The sequence below is a fragment of the Bacillus sp. DTU_2020_1000418_1_SI_GHA_SEK_038 genome (assembly GCF_032341175.1).
Classification (GTDB): domain Bacteria; phylum Bacillota; class Bacilli; order Bacillales; family Cytobacillaceae; genus Cytobacillus.
In genome coordinates this window covers 3482928-3499809 of record NZ_CP135435.1, presented here as the reverse complement: position 1 = coordinate 3499809, position 16882 = coordinate 3482928, and the positions used below count along the sequence as shown (strand labels likewise).

At 38.4% G+C, this 16882-nt stretch carries 18 protein-coding genes and 1 riboswitch; of the genes, 10 read left to right on the top strand and 8 right to left on the bottom strand.

Annotated elements, in window-relative coordinates; translation table 11 throughout:
* The first annotated feature begins 30 nt into the window (after positions 1–30).
* Complete coding sequence (gene ytkD / locus RRV45_RS17460; RefSeq protein ID WP_315665955.1) at positions 31–498, top strand: RNA deprotection pyrophosphohydrolase; 468 nt, start codon at positions 31–33, stop codon at positions 496–498.
* 63 nt (positions 499–561) lie between these two features.
* Here ytkD and RRV45_RS17455 read toward each other — a convergent pair whose 3' ends face one another.
* The 3 genes from RRV45_RS17455 to RRV45_RS17445 are packed head-to-tail and all read right to left on the bottom strand — an operon-like array spanning position 562 to position 3150.
* A complete protein-coding gene (locus tag RRV45_RS17455; protein WP_315665954.1) occupies positions 562–1371 on the bottom strand; it encodes an ABC transporter permease in 810 nt (269 codons plus the stop codon).
* Positions 1349–2128: an ABC transporter ATP-binding protein gene (locus RRV45_RS17450; RefSeq protein ID WP_315665953.1), complete on the bottom strand. Its 780-nt coding sequence runs from the start codon at positions 2126–2128 to the stop codon at positions 1349–1351. Before RRV45_RS17450 ends, RRV45_RS17455 begins: the two co-directional genes overlap by 23 nt.
* 23 nt (positions 2129–2151) lie before the next feature.
* Positions 2152–3150 carry an ABC transporter substrate-binding protein gene (locus tag RRV45_RS17445; protein ID WP_315665952.1) on the bottom strand — a complete coding sequence of 333 codons (999 nt, stop codon included), beginning with the start codon at positions 3148–3150 and terminating at the stop codon, positions 2152–2154.
* Positions 3151–3450: 300 nt separating this feature from the next.
* On the opposite strand from RRV45_RS17445, the gene RRV45_RS17440 reads away from it, so the two are divergent.
* Positions 3451–4224: an alpha/beta hydrolase family protein gene (locus RRV45_RS17440; protein ID WP_315665951.1), complete on the top strand. Its 774-nt coding sequence runs from the start codon at positions 3451–3453 to the stop codon at positions 4222–4224.
* A gap of 93 nt (positions 4225–4317) precedes the next feature.
* On the opposite strand, the gene pckA is transcribed toward RRV45_RS17440, so the two are convergent.
* Positions 4318–5904 (bottom strand): phosphoenolpyruvate carboxykinase (ATP), encoded by a 1587-nt coding sequence (pckA, locus tag RRV45_RS17435; RefSeq protein WP_315665950.1) that lies wholly within the window; start codon positions 5902–5904, stop codon positions 4318–4320.
* A 234-nt stretch (positions 5905–6138) separates the two neighbouring features.
* On the opposite strand from pckA, the gene RRV45_RS17430 reads away from it, so the two are divergent.
* The 3 genes from RRV45_RS17430 to asnB all read left to right on the top strand — a co-directional run bounded on the left by RRV45_RS17430 (position 6139) and on the right by asnB (position 10183).
* Entirely contained in the window at positions 6139–6513 is a 375-nt protein-coding gene (locus RRV45_RS17430; protein WP_315665949.1) for a thiol-disulfide oxidoreductase DCC family protein, read from the top strand.
* A 94-nt stretch (positions 6514–6607) separates the two neighbouring features.
* Positions 6608–6801: riboswitch (SAM riboswitch) on the top strand.
* Between the two features lie 183 nt (positions 6802–6984).
* Positions 6985–8184, top strand: a complete 1200-nt coding sequence (gene metK / locus RRV45_RS17425; protein WP_315665948.1) for a methionine adenosyltransferase — start codon at positions 6985–6987, stop codon at positions 8182–8184.
* Positions 8185–8368: 184 nt separating this feature from the next.
* Entirely contained in the window at positions 8369–10183 is a 1815-nt protein-coding gene (asnB, locus tag RRV45_RS17420) for an asparagine synthase (glutamine-hydrolyzing) (protein WP_315665947.1), read from the top strand.
* Positions 10184–10236: 53 nt separating this feature from the next.
* Here the strand turns inward: asnB and RRV45_RS17415 are convergent, their stop codons facing one another.
* A complete protein-coding gene (locus tag RRV45_RS17415; protein WP_315665946.1) occupies positions 10237–10749 on the bottom strand; it encodes a gamma carbonic anhydrase in 513 nt (170 codons plus the stop codon).
* 161 nt (positions 10750–10910) lie between these two features.
* On the opposite strand from RRV45_RS17415, the gene RRV45_RS17410 reads away from it, so the two are divergent.
* Positions 10911–11714 (top strand): alpha/beta hydrolase, encoded by an 804-nt coding sequence (locus tag RRV45_RS17410; RefSeq protein WP_315669075.1) that lies wholly within the window; start codon positions 10911–10913, stop codon positions 11712–11714.
* Positions 11715–11760: 46 nt separating this feature from the next.
* Entirely contained in the window at positions 11761–12855 is a 1095-nt protein-coding gene (locus tag RRV45_RS17405; RefSeq protein WP_315665945.1) for a tetraprenyl-beta-curcumene synthase family protein, read from the top strand.
* Between the two features lie 69 nt (positions 12856–12924).
* Here RRV45_RS17405 and RRV45_RS17400 read toward each other — a convergent pair whose 3' ends face one another.
* Positions 12925–13497 (bottom strand): tRNA (mnm(5)s(2)U34)-methyltransferase, encoded by a 573-nt coding sequence (locus RRV45_RS17400; protein ID WP_315665944.1) that lies wholly within the window; start codon positions 13495–13497, stop codon positions 12925–12927.
* A complete protein-coding gene (locus RRV45_RS17395; RefSeq protein WP_315665943.1) occupies positions 13494–14462 on the bottom strand; it encodes a TIGR01212 family radical SAM protein in 969 nt (322 codons plus the stop codon). The genes RRV45_RS17400 and RRV45_RS17395 overlap by 4 nt, the downstream gene beginning before the upstream one ends.
* 177 nt (positions 14463–14639) lie before the next feature.
* On the opposite strand from RRV45_RS17395, the gene RRV45_RS17390 reads away from it, so the two are divergent.
* The 3 genes from RRV45_RS17390 to RRV45_RS17380 all read left to right on the top strand — a co-directional run bounded on the left by RRV45_RS17390 (position 14640) and on the right by RRV45_RS17380 (position 16483).
* Positions 14640–14903: a YtzC family protein gene (locus tag RRV45_RS17390; RefSeq protein ID WP_315665942.1), complete on the top strand. Its 264-nt coding sequence runs from the start codon at positions 14640–14642 to the stop codon at positions 14901–14903.
* A gap of 15 nt (positions 14904–14918) precedes the next feature.
* A complete protein-coding gene (locus RRV45_RS17385) occupies positions 14919–15080 on the top strand; it encodes a glycogen biosynthesis protein GlgD (RefSeq protein WP_315669074.1) in 162 nt (53 codons plus the stop codon).
* Positions 15081–15301: 221 nt separating this feature from the next.
* Positions 15302–16483 carry an MDR family MFS transporter gene (locus RRV45_RS17380; protein WP_315665941.1) on the top strand — a complete coding sequence of 394 codons (1182 nt, stop codon included), beginning with the start codon at positions 15302–15304 and terminating at the stop codon, positions 16481–16483.
* A 43-nt stretch (positions 16484–16526) separates the two neighbouring features.
* On the opposite strand, the gene RRV45_RS17375 is transcribed toward RRV45_RS17380, so the two are convergent.
* Positions 16527–16844, bottom strand: a complete 318-nt coding sequence (locus RRV45_RS17375; protein ID WP_315665940.1) for a hypothetical protein — start codon at positions 16842–16844, stop codon at positions 16527–16529.
* Between the last annotated feature and the right edge of the window lie 38 nt (positions 16845–16882).

Below are 16882 nucleotides of genomic sequence, written 5' to 3'. Positions count from 1 at the left end.
AAAAATAGAAATTTATTAGAGGAGGATTATATGGAAATTTTTACAGATGCGAATGGCGGAACAGTGAAGCTTTCCTTTGGTCGTCATACATTTAATAAGCAGCCAGCACATGTTCTAGTCATTTGTAAAATGGGTGATAACTGGCTTCTAACTAATCACTCCAAAAGAGGCTTAGAGTTTCCAGGGGGGAAAGTGGAACAGGGAGAATCTCTCGAGGAGGCTGCCAGAAGAGAAGTACTTGAAGAAACGGGAGCAACGATTAATAAACTGCAATTTATCGGAGAATATGAAGTTACAGACAAGGATAGTTCATTCGTAAAAGCTATTTTTTATGCAGCCATAGATAAATTGGAAAGCAAAGAACATTATTTTGAAACTGATGGTCCTGTATTGATTGAGGGGGATCTTGTAACATTAAGATGGAATCCTCAGTTTAGCTTCATCATGAAGGACCGTGTCATTGAGAAAAGTATATTGAAGATAGCGGAATTACTATAATTTAAACACGTCATTTGATAAAAAGAAAGAAAAGCTCATAAGAGAAGCGTTTATATGCTTTTCTTATGAGCCATTTTTTATTAACTTTCTCTCCAGCAGTTCAACGAGCTGGTACATGACGGTTGCAAAGATAGCGATGACAAGGAGAGAAAGCATTACAAGAGTGAAGTTGAATACTTGGAATCCATAGATAATCATATAGCCAAGACCTTTAGAGGAGACGAGGAATTCTCCGACAATGACACCAACCCAGGATAAGCCAACGTTGACTTTCAAGGTTGAAATAATGACAGGGAAGGATGCGGGCAAAATCGATTCTTTAAAAACCTGGAGCCTTGTGGCACCAAACGTTTGCAAAACCTTTATATAGTTAGGGTCTACTTCTTTAAACGCAGTATATACAACAATGGTTGTGATGATGATGGAAATGATCGCACCCATAGCGACAATTGACGTGAAGCCAGGACCCAAAGCAACGATTAGTATTGGACCAAGGGCCACTTTTGGCATGGAATTGAGAATGACTAAATACGGGTCAAGTATTTTGGAAAGCATAGGAGACCACCACAGCAAAGCAGCAAGAAGTGTTCCAATTAAGGTACCAAGGATGAAACCAAATATTGTTTCGGATAATGTATAGCTTAAATCGATGAATAATGTTCCGTCCTGAATTTTGGCCAGGAGCAAGCCCCATACTTTTGAGGGGGAACTAAATATTAATGGGTCCACCCACTGTTTTTGACTGGCAAGCTCCCATCCAGAGAAAAAGACAATAAAAATAATGAGCTGGTAAAAACGGACCCATTTCTTTTCGCGTTTCAATGATTTCAGATACTTTTCGTGAAGGAGATCAACGTTTGTCTGCAGGCTCAAGGGACTCCAGCTCCTTCCAAACAGTTTGAAAAATACTTGAATAAGTTTCATGGTTGCGTGCGTTGAATGGGGTCTCATCTCGAAGTCCTTTAGGCATTGTAAAGACTTTGTGAAGCTTTCCCGGTCTTGAGGAAAAAAGGAAAATTCGATCACTCATAGAGATGGCTTCCCCTATGTCATGTGTGACCAGAATGGCTGTTTTTCCGAAAAATTTAAGCGTATTCGAGACAAGGTCCTCAAGCTTTAATTTTGTTTGATAATCTAAAGCGGAAAAGGGTTCGTCAAGCATGAGAAGCTTAGGTTCAGTTGCTAAAGTTCTGACAAGTGCAACCCTTTGTCTCATTCCTCCTGACAGCTGCTTTGGATATTGATTTTCTACACCTCTAAGCCCCATCTGTTCAAGTAAGGATAAAGCATACGCTTTTTTGGTGGCATCAAGCTGATTACTGATCTTTAAACCAAGCAAAATATTTTCTTCAATCGACTTCCATGGAAAAAGATAATCCTGTTGAAGCATATAGCCAATGCTCTGGCCTGTCGTTTCAACCTTTTTGCCTTCAAGAATGACAGAACCTTCTGTTGGCTTTAGCAGGCCTGCAATAATCGAAAGCAAGGTTGTTTTTCCGCATCCGCTTGGACCTAGAAAGGAAACAAATTCTCCCTCCCCGACAGTAAGCGAAACATCGGAGAGGGCTGTTGTGGCGGAGTTTTTCGTGAAATACGTATGTTGTATACCATGAACGTTTAAGAAATCCATACAAGCCCTCCATTTATTTTTACCTATTTTTTCATGACACCTTCTGCAATTTCCGTGTTTACAAGATTATTGTAATCTACTCGTTTAGGCAGCTCGCCAGCCTCTTCCATAATGTTTTGCAAGTTATCCCATTCTTTATTATCTAAGATTGGGTCGGTTGCATAGGAGCCCTGGCTCTTATAGCGCTCGACAACCATTTCAATAATATCGATCTCTGTGTTATCGAAGAAGCCTTTAATAACCTCAGCCGTTTCCTTGGCGCTGTGCGTATCCACCCATTGCTGGGCCTTATAAACCGCTCTAGTAAATTTCTCAACAGTTTCTTTATTATCGTTAATGTAGCTCTGTTTTGTCATGAAAGTAGTATATGGAATGTGCCCAGACTCTGTTCCGAAAGAGGCGACAATATAACCTTTTCCTTCTTTTTCAAACACGCTTGCTGTTGGTTCGAAAAGCTGGACAAATTCACCTGTACCGGAAGCAAAAGTAGGAGCAATATTAGCGAAATCCACATTTTGAATCAAATCTAAATCTTGATGAGGATCAATACCATGCTTTTTCAAAACAAATTCCCCAGCCATTTGCGGCATACCGCCTTTACGCTGACCTAGGAAGGTCGTTCCCTTTAACATATCCCATGAAAAGTTCTCAATCTTGTTTCGCGATACTAGAAATGTTCCATCTGTCTGCGTGAGCTGTGCGAAGTTTATGACTGGATCATTGGAGCCTTGAGCAGAAACGTAAATCGATGTCTCTGATCCGACAAGAGCCACATCAATGCTGTCTGATAGAAGAGCGGTCATCGTTTTATCCCCGCCAGCTGTCGTTGTAAGCGTAACATTTAGCCCTTCTTCCTCAAAAAAACCTTTTTCAATTGCTACATATTGTGGTGCATAGAAAATGGAACGAGTTACTTCACCGATCCGAACATTTTGAACTTCATCCTTTCCGCATGCTGCCAATGGTATAATTAGAATGGAAATGATCAGAAGTGAAAAACTAATTTTTAGCCACTTTTTCATAGATAGGACCTCCCGAAATAGGAAAATTATAAGCTTTTAAGCCTACATTATCGTATGAGTGTGCAAAAAATGTGTGAATGCCTATATGAAAAATTTATTGGGTGAAAGCTGCGAAAAATTAGTTGGTTGTTTCGATTTGCCCTTTTCGTTTATCGGTCACTTTTGACTAGATATCGGTCAGATTTCAAATATATCGGCCACTTATGTCCAAATATCGGTCAGATTTTGAATATATCGGTCATTTCAAAATTTCCGAGGTAGAATAGCATAGAAATCTTATAATTAAAGGAGTTGAGCCACATGATAAGTAAACAGAAATTTCCTTCCCCACATCCGAAAATTGAATTATCCATTATCACTTATTTATCAGGAAAACTGAAAGTTAAAGGCCTGCTTGCAGAACCGAAGGATGAAGGTATTTATGATGGGTTTCTATATTTGCGTGGGGGCATAAAAAGTGTTGGACAGGTACGTCCTGGTCGAATTGTTCAGTTTGCCTCGGAAGGGTTTATTGTCTTTGCTCCATTTTATCGAGGGAACCATGGAGGGGAGGGTAATGAAGATTTTGCTGGTGAAGATCGAGAGGACGCCTTTTCAGCTTTCAAACTATTGCAATCCCATCCGCGTATTAAGGACATACATATTTTTGGCTTTTCAAGAGGAGGCGTTATGGCTTTATTAACGGCCATTCAATTTCCAGAGACAAAATCGCTTGTTACCTGGGGTGGAGTTAGTGATATGTTCCTAACCTATGTGGAGAGAGAGGACTTGCGGAGAATGATGAAAAGGGTTATTGGTGGAACCCCAACGAAATTTCCGGAAAGATATGAATCCCGGACACCGCTTTTTCAATTGGAAAAGCTTGAGACCCCGACATTAATCATTCACGGTGAACAGGATCATAATGTCTCCGTTGAACATGCTTACAGGCTTGAGAAAAGATTAAGATCATTAGGAAAGGAAGTAGAAAGCTGGTATTTTCGAGAGTTTACACATTTTTTTCCACCAGCTGTAAATCGGAGAGTTGTAAGGGATTTAACAAATTGGATGAAAAGCCAGCAAGAAAGGTCTTAATATAAGTGAAACTTCAAAAAGTGGGGGTCTTACCGCCCGTTAATTTGCGATAAAAAGGGTGTCCACTCGGGACACCCTAATTTTTATACTATATTAAGCAATTGGTCCGCCCTGTTCTTCGATTTCAGCAGAAACGTTTGAGAATTTTTTGAAGTTTTCACGGAATTTAGAAGCTAATTCCTTTGCTTTTTCATCGTAAGCTGCTTGGTCAGCCCATGTTTTGCTTGGCTGAAGAACTTCATCAGGAACACCTGGAACATGTAAAGGAATTTCAAGACCGAAGATTTCGTCTTTAATCGTCTCTACATTATTTAATTCGCCTTCTAGAGCGGATTGTACCATAGCACGAGTGTAAGCAAGCTTCATACGGTTACCAACGCCATATTCGCCGCCAGTCCAGCCGGTATTTACAAGGAATACTTTTGCATTATGCTCATCAATTTTCTTGCCAAGCATTTCAGCATACTCTGTTGCAGGAAGCGGAAGGAATGGTGAACCAAAGCATGTTGAGAATGTTGCTTGTGGTGAAGTAATTCCGCGCTCTGTACCAGCAAGCTTTGACGTATATCCGCTTAGGAAGTGGTACATCGCTTGCTCTTTTGATAATTTAGCGATTGGAGGCAATACGCCAAATGCATCAGCTGTTAAAAATACAATTGTATTCGGATGACCAGCAATGCTCGGGTCAACGATATTATCGATTGCTTGCAGCGGGTATGCAGCACGAGTATTTTCAGTTAGGGTGTTGTCATCATAATCAGCAACACGAGATTCGCTGTTAATTACAACATTTTCAAGCACAGAACCGAAACGGATTGCATCAAAAATTTGCGGTTCTTTCTCGCGAGTTAACCCAATGGTTTTTGCATAGCATCCACCTTCAATATTGAATACGCCATTAGGAGACCACCCGTGCTCGTCATCACCGATAAGACGGCGATTAGGGTCAGCAGATAATGTTGTTTTACCAGTTCCTGAAAGTCCGAAGAATAGTGCTACATCTCCTTCTAGACCAACGTTTGCAGAGCAGTGCATTGGTAATATTCCGTTTTCTGGCAATAAATAGTTCATAACAGAGAATATAGACTTTTTAATTTCGCCAGCATATTCTGTTCCGCCAATTAATACGGTACGGCGTTCGAAGGAAACAATAATGAATGTTTCAGAATTTGTGCCATCTACAGCTGGGTCCGCCTTAAAATTTGGAGCGGAAATAACTGTGAATTCTGCCTGATGATCTAATAAATCCTCATCTGTTGGGCGAATGAAAAGCTGATGAGCAAATAAATTATGCCAAGCATATTCATTAATAACTTGAATGGGAAGGCGATGTTTTTTGTCAGCACCGGCGAATCCTTTAAATACAAAAACTTCATCTTTCTCTTTTAAATAGGTTATTACCTTATCATATAGGCTAGAAAATGCCTCTTCTGAAATTGGCTGATTGACATTTCCCCAATCCACTTTATCTTTCGAAGAAGCTTCTTCAACAATATATTTATCTTTAGGGGAACGTCCTGTATATTTTCCGGTAGTTGCACAAACTGCACCAGTCGAAGTGAGTGAACCTTCTTTACGATTTAATACCTTTTCCACAAGCTGCGGAACAGATAATTGTACTTGAATATTATTTCCCTTTAATAATTCAGTTAATTTATTCGGAATGCTAACAGAGTTCATCTGAAGAATACCTTCCTTTTACATTAAATTTATGAAAGACATTTCAATTTACGAATAGTATAACACATTTGGATGATTAATCTATACTAATTGTGGTTTTTTTCATTAAATATTTTTCTCTGTTTGAACAATAATAACTTCGATTAATGCAGAAGCTCGTTATGTACCACACCAATTTTATAGAGATAAAATATGTTAAACTAACATATAATTATATGATGGGGGTGGTGTTAGGTGAAAACGATTGCATTATACGATGAAACATGCAGTTTATGCAAGGAATCTAAACGATTTTTTGAAAAAATTGATTTTTTTCAAAAAATTAGCTGGGTTTCATTACAGGAATATGAAAGAAACGGCCATCCATTACTGTTCGATAAAATCAGCTTACGAAGAGAGCTTCATATTATTTCTTCCAGTGGAAAAGTCCGTAAAGGCTTTGATGCAGTGAGATATATACTCTTGCTTTCTCCTCCATTAAACCTATTAGGATTATGTTTATTTCTTCCTGGGATGTCGTTTGCAGGTAATCCTATATATAAATGGATAGCTAAGAATAGACATAAGTTTTTAAGGAAAAAATGCGACAATGGCAGTTGTTCCTTATGATGTACATGGACACAAAAAAAACACCAAAATTAATTAAGAATTTTATTGACTTCTTTTTATATATTAAGTTATGATTTATCCTTGAACGGATACTCTCTTATCCCGAGCTGGCGGAGGGACAGGCCCGATGAAGCCCAGCAACCTGCTATTAGAATTAACTTTATTTTAGTTGATTAAAGTTAAGCCTCCGGCGGATGCCTTAGATTTTTTGGCGTAAATATGCCAAGGCAAATTTGATTAGCAAAGGTGCTAACCTGACGCAAGGATTTATTCCTTGAACGATAAGAGTGAAAGGCGCGAATCGATTTGCTTCAACCTTTTCACATGGATGAAAAGGTTTTTTATTTTGCAATTTGATGAATGGCTTTCGAAAAGCCAGCACGCTTTATAATAAAAACTCCAAATTTATTTCATACTACTTAGGGAATGAGTTCCGTATCAAATGTTTTTATATAAAGGAGGAACATCAGCATGTCAACAAAACGTCGTTTGTTTACATCTGAATCAGTTACTGAAGGTCATCCGGATAAAATTTGTGACCAAATCTCTGATGCCATTTTAGATGCCATTTTAGCACAGGATGCAAATGCACGTGTAGCTGCAGAAACGTCAGTTACAACAGGTTTAGTTCTAATTGCAGGAGAAATCACTACATCTTCTTATGTAGATATTCCAAAAATCGTTCGTGAAACTGTCAAAGAGATTGGCTACACTCGTGCCAAATACGGTTTTGACTCAGAAACTTGTGCGGTATTAACTTCTATTGATGAGCAATCACCAGATATTGCGATGGGGGTTGACCAAGCTTTAGAAGCTCGTGAAGGCCAAATGACTGATGAAGAAATTGAAGCAATTGGTGCAGGTGACCAAGGTTTAATGTTCGGGTTTGCATGTAACGAAACAAAAGAGCTTATGCCGCTTCCGATTTCCTTATCTCATAAATTAGCTCGCCGTTTAACTGAAGTTCGTAAAGAAGAAATCCTTCCTTACCTTCGTCCAGACGGAAAAACACAAGTAACTGTAGAATATGATGAAAATAACAAGCCTGTACGCATTGACACCATTGTTATTTCTACTCAACATCATCCTGAAATTAGCTTAGAGCAAATTCAGCGTAATATTAAAGAGCATGTCATCAATCCAGTTGTTCCTAAAGAACTAATTGATGAGAATACAAAATACTTTATCAACCCTACAGGCCGTTTCGTAATTGGCGGACCACAAGGGGATGCTGGCTTAACTGGCCGCAAAATTATTGTTGATACTTACGGTGGATACGCTCGTCACGGCGGTGGAGCATTCTCTGGAAAGGATCCTACAAAGGTTGACCGTTCCGCTGCTTATGCCGCTCGTTATGTGGCAAAAAACATCGTTGCTGCGGGTCTAGCTGATAAAGTTGAAGTTCAGCTTGCTTATGCAATCGGAGTAGCACAGCCGGTATCTATTTCAATTGATACTTTCGGAACAGGTAAAGTAGAAGAAGACGTGTTAGTTGACTTAGTTCGCAAAAACTTTGATCTTCGTCCAGCTGGCATTATTAATATGCTAAACCTGCGCCGTCCTATTTATAAGCAAACTGCTGCTTACGGTCATTTCGGACGCACCGATATCGATCTTCCTTGGGAGCGTACAGATAAAGCAGATGCATTACGTGCAGAGGCTTTAAAATAATATTAATAGAGCGGAAGCTACATTTTTGATGTAACTTCCGCTTTTTTTATTCGTCTTATGTTAAAGATGATTTTAAATTTCTATTCTTCCCCATTCCTTACAAACACCTTCCTCTATTTCTCTAATCAATAAACTAATAAATTAGCACTCATCATCTAAAAAAGTGTAAATGGGTGATAAATGAATGAGCGGCTTTAGTGGATTTGTAAAACGAAAAAATGACAATGTAGATACCTTGAAAAGTGAATCAAGTTTTTATGACGGTGAGCATGTTATTTTCCATTATTTAAGGTGTGATGAGAAACCTTGTCCCTATCAACATGACCGATATTGGATTGTATTTACTGGAGAAATTACTAATATAAATGAGCTTAAAGGTGAACTTTCTGAATGTGCAAATTCTGTTCAGGAGATATTATTAATCTTATACAGACAATTAAAAGCAAAAATAGTGGAAAAGCTCCGTGGATTGTATGCTCTTGTTATTTGGGATGATCAGGATAAGGTTCTGTTTGGTGCCAGAGATCCTTTTGGGATTAAACCTTTTTACTATTATGAAGGAGTTGAAGGGATATACTTTTCCACTGAAAAGAAAAGCATTTTAGAAATTATTCAAATTGAAGTATTGAATAAAGATGCTTTACAGCAATATTTAACCTATCAGTTTGTCCCGGAGCCAGATACGATGACAGATGAGATCCGAAAGCTTGAGCCTGGGCATTATTTTATAAAGAAAATCGATACCCCGATGGAGATTATTTGCTATTGGAAAGCTTCCTTTCATCCAGTATTGAAACAAGAAGCTGAATTTATTCGAGAGATAAAAGGAGCCCTTTATCAGTCTATTCAATCGCATACGCAAAGCGATGCGCCGATTGGGTCCTTCCTCTCTGGGGGCATTGATTCCTCTATTATTGCTGCGATCGCAAAGGAATATCATCCAGACTTAAAAACATTTTCTGTTGGATTTGAGCAAGCAGGATTTAGTGAGATTGACATTGCGGAGAAAACAGCTGAAAGGCTTGGGATCGAAAATATTAGCAGGATCATTAATCCTGAAGAATTCATTAGGGAGTTGCCGAATATTGTTTATTCTTTAGAAGATCCGCTTGCAGATCCAGCCTGTATTCCGCTTTACTTTGCTTCTAAGGAGGCAAGTAAGCATGTAAAGATTGTTCTATCAGGAGAGGGAGCTGATGAATTATTCGGCGGCTATAATATTTATCGTGAACCACACTCCTTAAGGCTTTTTCAATATATACCTAATTTTATTAAGAGAGTTTTGAGGACGCTGGCTTTTTTTCTGCCAGAAGGGATTAGGGGAAAAAGCTTTATTGAGCGTGGGGTTACCCCCTTGGAAGAAAGATATATTGGGAATGCTAAGATTTTTTCCGAAGCAGAGAAACGTATGTTTTTCCGAGAATATAGAGATGTCCTAAGTTATACGAATATTACAGCTCCCCTATACAAAGAGAGTGCTTTATATGATGCGATTAACAAGATGCAGTACATCGATATCCATACTTGGCTAAGGGGAGATATTTTATTAAAAGCACATAAAATGACTGAGGCCCATTTATTAGATTTGCGGGCCCCGTTTCTAGATAAAGAGGTATTTGAGATTGCCTCTCAAATACCGAGCAGTTTAAATATCGCCAATGGAACAACTAAGTATATTTTGCGAAAAGCAGTGGAAGGAATTGTACCAGCTCATGTCTTAGACCGAAAAAAATTGGGCTTTCCTGTTCCGATCAGATTTTGGTTAAAGAGTGAAATGTATGATTGGACGAGAACAATAATTCGTGAAAGCGATACAGATCATTTATTTCACAAAGATTATTTTTATAGGCTTCTTGATGGCCATTATAAGGATCAATACGATAACAGCAGAAAGCTTTGGACGGTATTAATGTTTATGTTATGGTATGCCGTATTTATTGAAAAAAAGTATGAAAATGAACTAAGTTCAATGAATACGCTCCTGCCGATGGGTATATAAACTATAGGAAAGAATAAGTTATCAGTAAAAGGACATGTTAAAAAATATCTTAATTATTTCTGAAGTGATTTATAATACTGGGCTTTTTCAGCGTATTCTCTGCTTATTCTTTCCATATCTTGAATATCTTCTGGAGTCAATTCCCGAATTACTTTAGCTGGACGGCCAAAGGCAAGTGTATTAGGTGGAATTTTTTTACCTTGTGGAACAAGACTGCCTGCACCGATAAAGGCTCCTTCACCAATTTCAGCCTGATCAAGAATAATCGAGCCCATGCCAATTAATGCTTTTCGCCGAATAATGCAGCTATGTAAAATAACTTGGTGTCCTACTGTCACCTCATCTTCAAGAATTAGAGGATTGTTAGGGCTCTGGTGCAATACTGAATTATCTTGAATATTAACCTTTTTACCGATAATAGTAGGGGCGACATCCCCTCTTATAACCGTATTGAACCACACACTGGATTCATCCCCGATTTCTACATCGCCTGTAACGGTAGCAAAGTCTGCAATGAAAACTGAGTCAGCTATTTTGGGTTGTTTATCTTTATATGGATAGATCATGTTTGATTCTCCTTGAAATGTTTTATAACGTAATTTTACCATAGAAGGCTACAATCTTCTTTAGTGGTAACCTACGCTTAATTTAATGATGAAAAAATGTTTCTAGGCTATAATTTATACTAACGATTTCGTTTTCAACATAAGGTTTAGGAGGATATATGATGTGGAAATGGGAAGCTGAGGGAGAGGCTAAAGGTGTCGTAGTGATGGTTCATGGAGCGATGGAGCATCATCGCCGCTACGGCTGGCTTATTGAAATGTGGCGTTTATCAGGCTTTCATGTCATTATGGGAGATCTTCCAGGCCAAGGGATGACTACTAGATCACGGCGAGGTCATATTGATACATTTGATGAATATTTACATGAAGTGAAGGATTGGATACAGGCAGCGTACCAATTCGATTTACCTGTATTTCTATTGGGTCATAGCATGGGCGGCTTAATCTCTATTCGACTTTTGCAGGAAGAGAGATTGAAATTAGCCGGAGTGATCCTGTCATCCCCTTGCTTGGGCTTGGTAAAGATGCCTAACAAAATACTTAATGTATTTTCATTTCTTTTAAATAAAACTGTTCCAAGTCTGCGATTAAATTCCGGACTTACAGTAGATATGGCGACAAGGAATATTGATGTTCGTGATGCCGATGCGAATGACACTTTATATGTGACAAGAGTGTCAATCAGATGGTATCGTGAACTTATACATGCGGTTAAGCTAGGTTTTGAAAATCTTGATAAAATTCAAGATATCCCACTGCTTGTAATGCAAGGAGGGGAGGATCTAATTGTTAATAAGAAGACAGTTAGCGACTGGTTCAACCTTGCACCCTTCTCAGAAAAACGATTTAAAGAATGGCCTAAGTGCTATCATGAAATATTTAATGAGCCTGAGAGGGAAGAAGTATTTGAGTATGCGAAGGATTTCGTTTATAGCCAGTTAAAGGCTATAGGCTATATCGTTTAGTGTCTAGCTACAGCGCTTTCGCTTTTCTAAGGAGTGAGTTTTACCTATGGGTGTTCCATCTATGCCTATCAGTCTAATGTCAAATGTTTATCGTAAGGTCTTGCCAATAGCTCATAAGGAATTGGATTATTGGCAGAAGAGAGCTGAAGAAATTCCTAATCCAGAGCTTAGAAAACAAGCATTAGCAAGCATAAAACATAAAACCTTTCATTGTGAAGGCGGCGCCATTATGGCGTTAATGGCAAAAGAAAAATATGAAAAAGCGATTAAATTTATAGTTGCTTATCAAACAATCAGTGATTATTTGGATAATTTATGTGATCGAAGTACATCACTAGATCCAAAAGATTTTGGAGCCTTACATGAATCAATGATTGATTCTTTAATGGTCGATGCTGCACCGAAAAATTATTACCGATTTAGAGAAGAACAGGAAGATGGAAATTACTTAGCTGACCTTGCTGCAGCCTGCAGAGAAGTTTTGGCTGAATTAAGTAATTATGAAGAAATCAGCGGTCATTTAATAGAATTATGCCGGTATTATTGTGACTTGCAGATTCATAAACATGTAAAAGTGGAGGAACGCGTACCACGGCTTCAAGGCTGGTTTGATGAAAACAAGGAACAAATACCAGAGATGGAGTGGTATGAGTTTTCAGCCTGCTCTGGATCAACATTAGGTATTTTCTGCCTTGTATCTTATGCCATGAGAGATGATTTTAAGCTGGCAGACGCAGAAAATATTCGGAATGGCTATTTTCCTTACATACAAGGTTTGCATATATTATTGGATTACTTTATTGACCAGGAAGAGGATCGTGCTGGCGGAGATTTGAACTTTTGCTTTTATTATGAAAGTGAAGAGAAGCTTTTTGACAGGCTGAAGTATTTTGTTCAAGAGGCAGACAAGCATACAGAACAGCTGCCTCATAAACGATTTCATCAATTGATTAACCGTGGACTGCTAGGGATTTATTTATCAGATGAAAAGGTCCGAAAGCAGCAAAATGTAAAAAAACTAGCTCGAGGGATGATTAAAACTGGCGGGATGATCAGCTTTTTCTTCTATTTGAATGGTCGAGCTTATCGTACTATGCAAAAATGGAAGCCAGCAAGTCTTATGAGGGCATTTATAAAGTAAATTAAAGCTAGTTTGTGAAAAAAACCTGCAATTATGCAGGTTTTTTACATCAATCTAAATTTGTTGCTGTCATCTCTTTTCAATTGCCACAATAAATGGAGGGTTATTCTTCTGATTAATAAATTGATACTGAAGAACATGAGCCTTTTTCTGATCTAGGTGTTTTACAAATTGAAGGAGTGCTTCACGTTCTATTGCACCTTCTTCATGCCCATGGTAAACGACAATCACAATAATCCCTTCAGGGGCCATAATTTCAAGAAGCTGCTCAATCGCGGAAATGGTTGTATCTGGGACAGTAACAATTGTCTTATCACCGCCTGGCAAATAACCTAAATTAAAAATGGCGCCTTTAATTTTCCCGTAGTTCTCCCCAGGTATACTGGATAATATATGTTCATGACCTTTATGAAATAAAGTAACACGGTCAGAAAGTTGCTGGTCTTCTATCCGTTTTTTTGTGCTGATAATTGCTTCTTCTTGAATATCAAATCCAAATACATGACCGAAATCTTCAACTAATTTTGCCAAAAATAATGTATCATGCCCATTACCTAATGTTGCATCGACTGCAAAGTCACCGGAACCAACCGCTTTTTCAAGCAGCAGCCTCGCAAAAGGTAAAACTCCATCTAGCTTCATGGTTTTACCTCCACACTGCCCGCTGTATAAAATTTCCCTTGCCAGCTGTTCCGTCTTTTTAGTTCAGCATCAATAGAGTTTAGAACCTCCCATTTGTTAACACTCCACATCGGTCCAATCATCAGCTCTATAGGTCCATCCCCTGTAATTCGATGAATAATCATTTCGGGAGGCAGAATTTCTAGTTGGTCACAGACTAAGCTAACATATTGGTCAAATGATAAAAATTCAAGCATTCCTTTTTCATACTGCTTCACCATAGGTGTTCCTTTTAGAAGGTGAAGAAGGTGGATTTTGATTCCTTGAACATCTAGCTTCGCGACCTCTCTAGCAGTTTCCATCATCATTTCTGGTGTTTCCAAAGGAAGTCCATTAATGATATGAGAACAAACGCGAATTCCATGTTTACGAAGCTTGTTGACCCCATCCACATAGCATTGATAATCATGAGCACGATTGATTAGCAATCCAGTTCTTTCATGAACAGTTTGCAAACCTAGCTCAACCCATAAATAAGTTCTTTGATTGAGTTCTGCCAAATATTCAACAACATTATCAGGAAGACAGTCAGGTCTTGTAGCGATTGAAAGCCCTACAACATCATCAAGCTGTAAAACTTTTTCGTACATCTCCCTTAATACCTCTACGGGTGCATGTGTATTCGTAAATGCCTGAAAATAAGCCATATATTTGCCATCTTTCCATTTCTGATGCATTTTTTCTTTAATTTCATAAAACTGTGTTTCGATATCATCTGTTCTATTTCCGGCAAAATCACCAGAACCAGATGCACTGCAAAATGTACAGCCGCCGTGAGCAACCGTACCGTCACGGTTCGGGCAGTCAAAGCCGCCATCAAGAGCGACCTTAAAAACCTTATGGCCAAATTGATTTCTCAAATGGTAATTCCATGTATGATAGCGTTTATTATCAGACGCAAAGTGAAAAGGGTTAATCTGAGTCATAATTGTGACCCTCCTTAAAGCATTTTAAAAATAACAAAGAAAAAACCTATTCCAAATGTAATGGCTATGAGCGGATTTTGCCAGTAAAATCTTGAAATAGTAAAAAGAAATATTGAGCAAACTAATCAATGAAGCATTTTGCTTCTGAAAAGACCGATTCATTTCAGGAGGGATATTATGGCTACTCGTGATTCCGTTGATAACCTAATGCAGCAATGTGAGGATGCTATCCGATTCGCCAATGATCAGCTTCAGGAAGGAAGAACCCAAGAGCATTATAATGATGCTGGCTATACAGATGCGCTATATTCTCTTGAGAGTGCGTATAATGACTTAGCAAAAATTGCTTTAAGTGCCAACGCCCAGCAGAGGGAACAGCTTCACCGTATGAGGCTGCAGCTGCAGCAACTTCAAAATCGAATGATTGTTAATCCTCATTAAGGAGTGATTTTCATGGTGAAAAAACGTTCTAAACAAAATAACCCTGAGCAGAAAAACCGCAATGGCATTAATAATCAAGACCTAGAGATAGGGCAGGATTTCGACATCGTCAAGCAAGCAAAAAAGCTGTATGAAAAAAAGGGTCAGCCAGTTAAATCAAAATTCCATCCTGAATAAAGAAAAGCGGAAGCTAGACATAATCCAAACCCTCCAATTTTGGAGGGTTTTTAATTGTTCCATTGAAGCTTCTGTTATTCTGAAAAAATTGTGTATTTTTTGTTTGGCTGCATATGTAAATACCTATTGCAAGGACAGTGAAAAAGAAATAAAATTGCTTTGGTAATCGAAATATTTGGCGATGACTATTTTTAATATTTTAGGCTTTAGGAGGGTTTATCATGCCACGTGCCTTATGGCTTTTAATAATTGGGATGGTGGTGAATGTTACAGGCTCTTCTTTTTTATGGCCTTTAAACACAATCTATATTCACGATCATTTAGGTAAATCATTATCAGTTGCTGGGATTGCTCTCATGTTAAACTCAGGAGCAAGTGTAATCGGCAATTTAACTGGAGGCATCCTTTTTGATAAAATTGGCGGCTATAAATCAATCCTTCTAGGAGCGGGAATATCTTTAGCATCTTTAATCGGTTTAACCTTTTGGCATGACTGGCCGATGTATGTTGTCTTTTTAACGATGGTAGGATTTGGAGCAGGAATTATTTTCCCACCGATGTATGCAATGGCCGGCTCAGTATGGAAGGAAGGCGGAAGAAAATCCTTTAATGCTTTATATGTATCTCAAAACCTAGGTGTAGCAATCGGAGCAGCTCTCGGTGGATTTGTAGCTTCTTTTTCTTTTCAGCTTATATTTATCGCTAATACGTTTATGTATTTGGTCTTTCTTCTCATTGCTGTTTTCGGATATAAAGGAATTCAAATTGAGTCAGTTGCTCCCACATCTGCTCGGAAGAAAAAGTCTTTTGTGAAGGACAATACAAAGCTATATGCCCTATTAATTTTATGTATAGGCTACAGCCTATGCTGGGTCGGATATGTTCAATGGCAAACAACAATTGCCTCCTTTACACAAGAGCTTAATATCTCTTTAAGACAATATAGTTTGCTTTGGACGATTAATGGTGCATTGATTGTACTTGGTCAGCCGGCAGTGAGCCTCCTTGTGTCCCGAATTAAATCTTTGAAGACACAGATCAATATTGGCATTATTATTTTTATTGTCTCTTATGCTGTTGTTTCCGTAGCCCATCAATTTGCTGCTTTTCTTGCCGGAATGATCATATTAACAATTGGCGAAATGTTAGTATGGCCTGCTGTTCCTACAATCGCCAATGATCTCGCACCAAAAGGAAGAGAAGGGTTTTACCAGGGTATCATAAATAGTATGGCAACTGGAGGGCGTATGGTTGGTCCGCTCTTAGGGGGAGTCCTTGTTGATATTTACGGGATGTCTATGCTATTTTCAATCATTATTGTTTTACTCGTGATTTCTATTTTTACAACTTTCATCTATGATAAAAAAATTAGAAAATTAAAAAGCGTTGCCCACGCAAACTGAAGATCTGCACTAAGCCTGCAGGTCTTTTTTCTAGCATTAGCCACTATTCCTCTACAAATACCACTCCCGAAAAATAGCTTTTCAATAATACCCATTTAGCAGGATACATATAAATAAATTCATTCACATCCTGGTTCGAATAGACTACCAAATAATCCAATTGCACCTTTGCCTGATTTAAATCGTATAAAAGAGCATGAGGGATGGTGTAATAATCATTTAACTGGTTGGAATTAAGTTTTACAGCTTGGATCTGATTTGCTTTCATAAATGAATTAACCGCGCTTTTGCAGTGAAAGATCCTTTCAGTCCCCTGATGCTGTCTTTCATTAATCAAGTAAACACCTTTCAGTTTACACACTTCCTTTTACTTCTTTCTTTGACGAAAATTAGAAAAAT